The sequence below is a fragment of the Bradyrhizobium sp. AUGA SZCCT0283 genome (assembly GCF_018130385.1).
In the GTDB taxonomy this organism is placed as follows: Bacteria; Pseudomonadota; Alphaproteobacteria; order Rhizobiales; family Xanthobacteraceae; genus Bradyrhizobium.
Genome location: NZ_JAFCLU010000079.1, coordinates 1 through 6,570 on the forward strand (window position 1 = coordinate 1; position 6,570 = coordinate 6,570).

At 56.2% G+C, this 6,570-nt stretch carries 8 protein-coding genes and 1 pseudogene; 5 read left to right on the forward strand and 4 right to left on the reverse strand.

Translation table 11 applies throughout. The features are described 5' to 3' along the window. A partial coding sequence (locus tag JQ624_RS37850) for a VanZ family protein (protein WP_212423951.1) occupies positions 1-342 on the forward strand: 342 nt, incomplete at its 5' end. A 57-nt stretch (positions 343-399) separates the two neighbouring features. Here JQ624_RS37850 and JQ624_RS37855 read toward each other — a convergent pair. After that, positions 400-774: an H-NS family nucleoid-associated regulatory protein gene (locus JQ624_RS37855; protein WP_212423957.1), complete on the reverse strand. Its 375-nt coding sequence runs from the start codon at positions 772-774 to the stop codon at positions 400-402. 367 nt (positions 775-1,141) lie between these two features. Beyond that, positions 1,142-1,531 (reverse strand): hypothetical protein, encoded by a 390-nt coding sequence (locus JQ624_RS37860; RefSeq protein ID WP_312014569.1) that lies wholly within the window; start codon positions 1,529-1,531, stop codon positions 1,142-1,144. Positions 1,532-1,747: 216 nt separating this feature from the next. Between JQ624_RS37860 and JQ624_RS37865 the strand changes: the two genes are divergently transcribed. From JQ624_RS37865 to JQ624_RS37875, 4 genes and pseudogenes are all read left to right on the forward strand, one after another. Further along, positions 1,748-2,152, forward strand: coding sequence for a hypothetical protein (locus tag JQ624_RS37865; protein WP_212423952.1), 405 nt, complete (start codon positions 1,748-1,750; stop codon positions 2,150-2,152). Positions 2,153-2,715: 563 nt separating this feature from the next. Further along, positions 2,716-2,880: pseudogene (locus tag JQ624_RS39160) on the forward strand (metal-dependent phosphohydrolase); the annotation flags it as partial. A gap of 252 nt (positions 2,881-3,132) precedes the next feature. Continuing rightward, positions 3,133-3,483, forward strand: coding sequence for a hypothetical protein (locus JQ624_RS37870; protein ID WP_212423953.1), 351 nt, complete (start codon positions 3,133-3,135; stop codon positions 3,481-3,483). Positions 3,484-4,811: 1,328 nt separating this feature from the next. Next, positions 4,812-5,141 carry a hypothetical protein gene (locus JQ624_RS37875; RefSeq protein WP_212423954.1) on the forward strand — a complete coding sequence of 110 codons (330 nt, stop codon included), beginning with the start codon at positions 4,812-4,814 and terminating at the stop codon, positions 5,139-5,141. On the opposite strand, the gene JQ624_RS37880 is transcribed toward JQ624_RS37875, so the two are convergent. Both JQ624_RS37880 and JQ624_RS37885 read right to left on the reverse strand, forming a co-directional pair. Beyond that, positions 5,128-6,192, reverse strand: a complete 1,065-nt coding sequence (locus JQ624_RS37880) for an IS630-like element ISRj1 family transposase (RefSeq protein WP_212423955.1) — start codon at positions 6,190-6,192, stop codon at positions 5,128-5,130. The two genes, JQ624_RS37875 and JQ624_RS37880, sit on opposite strands and share 14 nt — an antisense overlap. 97 nt (positions 6,193-6,289) lie before the next feature. After that, positions 6,290-6,570 (reverse strand): hypothetical protein (locus JQ624_RS37885; protein ID WP_212423956.1); only part of this gene is annotated, 281 nt, incomplete at its 5' end.

The window sequence follows — 6,570 nt, forward strand, 5'->3', positions numbered from 1 at the left end:
GCGCTTCTCCTAGGATTACCCCTAGGACCTGCAGCGCTCGCGTCCATCAAACAAGGCGGCCCTCAACGGAGGAATACGATGCAAACCTACGCGCATTTTGAGCACGTGATCGCGTTTGCGATCCTCGGCGCCCTCTTCGGCTTCGCCTATCCTCGGCGTTTGATGCTTGTTTGCGGCATCGTGTTCGGCGCTGCGGCGCTGCTGGAGATCTTGCAGACCATGACGCCGGACCGGCACGGCACGTTGATCGATGTGCTCGAAAAAATGGCGGGCGGCGCGGTCGGTATCATATTGGTGAGGACTGCCCAGCGGTTATTGTTCGCCAAGGACAAGCCGTCCTGAGATTAACCAGCCGATTTAAATTCCGCGAAAAAAATGCTGGTTTCGCAGACCGAGCGCTTATGTACGGCGGTGGCGAGGACTTTCGCTGGCTTCCCGCTTGCCAATCACGAACTCCTCGATCTTGTGGCCGGTCTTTAGAGCGGCCGTGAGCCAGCGAGGCTGCTTTCCGCGACCCGACCAGGTTTCGGAAGGCTGCGCGGGATTGCGATATTTCGGGAATACACGCGGGTAGTTCCGGCGCTCGCGAGGCGCACTCCGCGGCTCCGCCGATTCCGGTTGACGCACCTGCTTCTCGCGCCGAAGTTGTGCCAGCCGCTTCTCAAGCTCGCGCTTTTCAGACGTCAATCGGACCGACAACACCTGACTGAGCTCCTCATGGAGCTGCCACAGCTCGTCCACCGACATTCCATCGAAACTTGGCTTCTTGTTCATCCCATCCACGACCATCACGACTCGGGATAAACTATAAGTCCGGCATTGCGCATTTCCAACAAAATCGTGGATTTTGCCGTCAGATTTGCTGAGCATCAAACCTAAGTGGTTCAAATACTTATCGAATCGCAATCAACCTCGGACTCGGGGCGGCTGCATGCCGTGCAGACAGCCACAGATGGTGAGGTTCCCACCTCGCGGTGACCGGAAAAAGCCGGTGTTTGGCGGGCACCTCCGCCCGCTCCGTTGCATTGCGCCCAACCGGTATTTGCATTTGCGATCCCGGCTCAATATTCGACGCTCACAGCGCGTATAATCCCGTAAATGCCATTAAATGCGGATTATCGGATTTCTGCGGCCTGCGGCCCTACTGCACCTTGCCTGCGAAGTACCGGCTGAAGATTTCCTGAATGGCGCCCAGGCCATCAAGCTGACGCTCGAGCTCCTGGGTTCGTTTTTCGCCGGTGGCCATTTGCTGTTCGTATTCCTTGATCCTGGATGCGTCCTTGGGGTCCCGTGTCAGATATTCATCGTAATCCGTGCCCGTGGCGAAGGCGGCCTGATCGCGCGCCGCATCGACTCGCGCACGCAGGGCGTCCCTCTCCTTCCGGATGGATGCGACGGCGGCCTCAACGGCGGCCGAAATTAGGCCGAGCCGTTCGCTGTCGGTTTGGGAATCGCGCTCTGCAGAACGAACCTTAAAAGTTCGCGCCATATCGAATCTCCTTGGCGTACCGGGTTTTGCTAAGCTGTTCACTGGACTGGCAGATCGCTGTACCACCGTGCAAAAACACTGTTGTGCAGCCTACCGAACCGCTGCCCAATCAACAACATTGCTTTTTTCCGAAAAAACGAAAGGCTGGATTCCCAGATGATTCGGATTTTCTAGAGCGGGGACCGTGCCAGGGTGTAGGATTGCAAGCATATGCCGAGGTGACGACCGGACCGAAGCAAGATGAGATTTCGAGATACTTTGAAATTTGCCCTCGAACTGTTTGTGCCTGAAAGGCTCATGCACTCAGGCGGAGGCCTTGCGTCCGATCCGAAGCAGGAATTGCAACATGCCGCGCCAGGTCTTGAGGTCGCGGAACCCGCACAAAGCGGAAGGGCCCGCCGCTTTATCGAGGAGGTCGACTATGAAAAATTTGGCGGTCCCTCGTTTGGTCCGCGCACGATCGAGCTAATGTCGAAAGCGCTGGAGGATGCCGAGGCTTCGCTGCCACAACCGGCGTCGGACCAACAGCTTCGCTTGATTGCGGCGGCGATTTTGAAAGTGGCCGGAGACGGCGAGCGCGATCCGATCCGACTGACAGTCGCGGCACTGTCTGCTCTGGGAACAGTTGGCAGCGAAGCGGACGCCAAGCCGCCAACTACCTGACAGCAAGGTGGACAAGGAGCAATCCGAGACGAAGGTCCAACACCGGGGCGGCACTGTAGCCTGCTCCGGCACGACGCCAGCGACGTCAACTCGGCGCGTTCTACCTCATCCAGCTCCAGCGGAGCAAAGCGTCGACCCATCGCCAATCCCCCAAAATCTGGAGAGTCCGCTATCATCGAGTCGATTTGGAGTCCGCCGAACTTCTGATTCAGGACACTAGCTCCTTTTCCGTCCAGCTTGGACGGCGGGAGGACGCCGGGTAACAAAACTCTGATCGAACCAAAAATTAACAGCGGCCCAAGTTGGGCTGAGGGGTGTGTCAGCGATGGATGTGGCGATCGAGCGCTGGTCGCCGCGAACCGGCCTCGAGCCCGCCTTGAAGGACAAACGTCATGACCTCAAGTCCGGCTCCAATGGCATCCGGCTTCGCTTCCAGGCCCGAGCGCCCCGCTGGGCAATCGGTGCGTCCCACACTTCGACGTCCAGAGCCTGAAATCCCCCGCGTCGGATAAATTCGTTCAGAAATTTGAGGGCGGAATGCTATCGTAATAGCTGGCATATCCCGCAAAGCCAATGCGCTCTACCACGAAATCGGAATGAACCGTCAGCTGGGCTATGAATCGCCGGCTGATCTGATCGACTAATATCCGATCTTCTTCTGGAACTGCGTCTCAAGGCATATCGAAGACGGTATCAAGTATCTCAATTTGACTGTTTCTGGTCGTCAGTGAATTGCGAATTTTGCATCACCACGCTCTCTGCGCCGAGCACGCCCATCGCTTCATGGGCCCGCAACGTTAGGAATAATTCTTCTTGGCAAGCGTTATCCGCTGTTAGCAAGCGACCGGCCGAGCCGCTCCGTTCAATCCTAGTCTTGGAAGCCAATCGTTTAAATGGTTCCGCTCGGGGAACCCTCAGTCATCAAAGCCGTTAAGGTTAGAACATCTTTGAAGCACAAACCCCAGTGACGAGGCTCCAATATGTCGGCCCAGATTGTTCTATTGCCAGTGTTTATTTTGGTTATTCTTAGCCTAGTCGTTCTGCTGTGGTCCGCGCGTACTCGCGCTACTGTCGAAGCGGGATCCGGCCCCGTCGGTTCACTCGATCTCCAATTTCTGTTCTATATCTTGATCGCGCTCACCTTGCCGCTTCGGCATGCTGACCTTATTATTGTGCTGCTGTCGTGGGTTTTTGTGGTGACGAGCTTTGCCAGTGCGGGACTGGTGAGCACAATCGACAGCAAGCAACGCACGCTCGCGTGGAGAGCCGGCGCGATGGTCTTGCTCGCGATGTGGATCTATTTCGCTCTACGAATTTTGCTGTTGATCTAGCAGGCGCCTCAGCCCCGCCCTCAAGCGAAGCCAGACGCGTCTCGAGCACGTCGCAGGTCACAATTTCTAAACTAGTAATGAATTTGTAGTGCAATTTAACGATGATACGCCTCAGTCTATTGGAAATCGACAACAGACGATAGCTTATTAGCCATAACCAGGGAATGAATCGTGGAGTGGCGGCATCACGTCTTGGCCATTTGCGCCGATTAAGCCGTTTAATTGTTTACAACTGGCAGCTCGCCAAGGATTGGCGAGAGCTTTGACTATCACCCAGCTTTCATGCGTCGAAGGCGTGCTACAAATCGGCTATTGCTTTGATTCCATTTTGATGCGGTCTGCTCATGAAATTGGATTTTTCAGTCGACGATCGCGTTCGAATAAGCGAACTTGGGTCGTCACGCTGCCCGCGACTTGCCAACAGGTTGGGAGCTATCGTCGGAGGCAGCATATACGCCAATAGCGTCAGCATCCGGTTTGATGGCAATCGATCTTCTTCCACGTTTCACGGAGACTACATTGAAGCAATCATCACCGAGCCGATCGTGTTGAGTGACGCGATAGGGCAGCCTGAGAGAGATCCGGCGATCAAGCCCGCCCCGCGCAAAGGTGAAACGCCTCCGGGGTCGAACGAATGACGACGACGCAAATCGCAACCGCGAGAAGGTGTTCGCCTCTCTACGTCCTTGCGCGGCCGCCGGGCGTGGTGAGATCGAGGCTGACCATGACAAACGATGGCACAAAAGGTTGTGATCTGCGGCGGCTGCTTACATCAATCGTTGCAAGACGACGTTACCGGAACTATCCCTAGGATTGATTAGACGTTGGCCCGAATGGTTTTCCGCCGGCCTTAAGTTGAATCGGCAGGCCTCTGCAAAGCTGCCGCGGCTTATCTCTTAAGGCTGACCGTCAAGATCCCTCTTGCGGTGCCGTTTCTCAATCCCTTTTGCGATGAGGAACGCTGCGACCACAAATGCGATACATCCTCCTAGCATAACGAACCCGTTAACGCCGAGCGCTCGCAGGTGCCACATCAATAGAGGACAGAAAAGAGCAGCCATAAGCGTAGCAGGCGCTTCCCACGCCACCGTCAACGAAGACTGTCGGGAAATGGCAATGAAGAAGGGCATGAGTCCGAACGCTATTCCGCCGTCCCTCCAACCAGAGCAGCTCCCGAGCGTTCTATCAAAAAGTGGCTGCTAGATTCGGAAACTTTTAGGCATTAAGGTGCGCGTCAAATATAGCTCAATCCGCGTGTTGAAGACTGTGACTTGCACCACGTCACGACTCTGAGCGCCGCCGGTCGAACCGGTGGTTGAATGCTAAAAATGAGCACGGATAAACTTCAAGCGCTTGACAGTTTTCTTGCGGAGATATTTCGCGAGCCTCCCCTAATTTCGACCAGTACAGAACCGCCCCCAACTTTCTCCGACCAGCCGAAAGATGAGGAGCCTGCTATTCGGGCCCCGGCAGTTGACAGTCCAGCCGAGGCGGGAAATGCATTGCGACTGGTGGAGCAAGCAAAGTCCCTGCTCGCGGGAATGAACCGTGACACCGCGATCCGCCTGCGCTGGGCGATGCGCGATATTAAAGCTAAGCGCACGAAGTTATCGCCTGTCAGCCCGAATGACCTAGTACCCGGAATCAGAGCTGAGTGATACGGCGGCCTTTGAAACGGCGTTGACGGACCTTTTTCTTGGTCCAGACGAAGGGCTCGGCTCTGTCGTTGTATGCGTTGACGTAGGCATCGATGTGTTCCTGAAGCTGCTTGAGGCTCGTGAAGGAGGTGCCGCTGAGCGACTGCCCCTGCAAGATGGAAAACCATACTTCGACCTGATTGAGCCATGACGCACTTGTCGGCGTGAAATGAAATTGCACGTTGGGGTGGGCCTTGAGCCAGTCCTCGTTCTTTCTATGGGTGTTGAGGTTGTCGAGGATGACGTGAAGCTTGCGGTTCGGAAAAGCCGCGGTGACGCTGTTCATGAAATCGAGAAACTCGACGCGGCGCCGCCGTTTTGAATGGGTCGCGATGATCTTTCCGGTGGCGACTTCGAGCGCCGCAAACAATGTTGTGGTGCCATGCCGCTTGTAATCGTGGCTTTGGCCGGTCAAGGCGCGGCCATTGGGCAACTTCAGATAACCCTGCGCTCGCTCCAAAGCCTGGATCGAGGGCTTCTCGTCTACACACAGCACAATGGCCTTCGCCGGCGGCGCGACATAGAGGCCGACAACATCGGCGGCTTTGGCCGTAAAGTTCGGGTCATTGCTCTCGCACCAGGACTTGCGAGCCACCAGGTCAATCTTGTGGCTGCGCAGGAACCGCCAGACATATTGGACATCAACATCGCCCAGCGCCTCGGCCAGCAGAGGGCCGGTCCATCGCGCAAACCCTTGCGGTGGCGGCTTATCCAGCAGCTTCAGAATCCGCTTGTCGGTCGTCTTCGTATAGATCGGCTGCTTGCCAGGCCGCGGCTTGTCTTGCAGCCCTTCAAGGCCATGGTCGGCATAGCGATGCCGCCAAAGGCTGACAATCCGCGGCTGGACCCCAACTTCCTTGGCAATCGACCGGGTGCTGCGCCCATCCGCCGCCAACAGAACTATCCGTGCCCGCTTCAAATCGCGCTGCAACGTCACCGGTGAGCGACAGCACGCCTCAAGCACCTTGCGATCTTTCCTCGAAAGGTGGACTTCTCTTGTTTCGGGTATCATCCCGACCTTGAATCACGACTCACGTTCCAAGAAAAGTGGGTACTAGAGGCGCTGATGGATTTGGGCTTCGTCGAGATGCGCGAAGGCACACCAGTCCTTACCGATATCGGTTTTCTTTCGCTGGATTGATGGCAAAGAGACCAGTCACCGCGACCTCGTTCTCGTTCACCATGTGCCGCATCGCTTCGACACAACCTTCCAGTCGATAGGGCGACTGGCGTGGCGCCGCGGCTTGTCGGCGATCGCTGCAGCATATGCTCCTCTGCGCGGTGAGACTGAATGCCATCGAGCAATTTTTTTGGTATTCCTCCGGCGAAGGCCGCCTTGCCTGAAATGATGTGGTGGTGAAGACATAGGCGTATGACTGAGCATACGCCT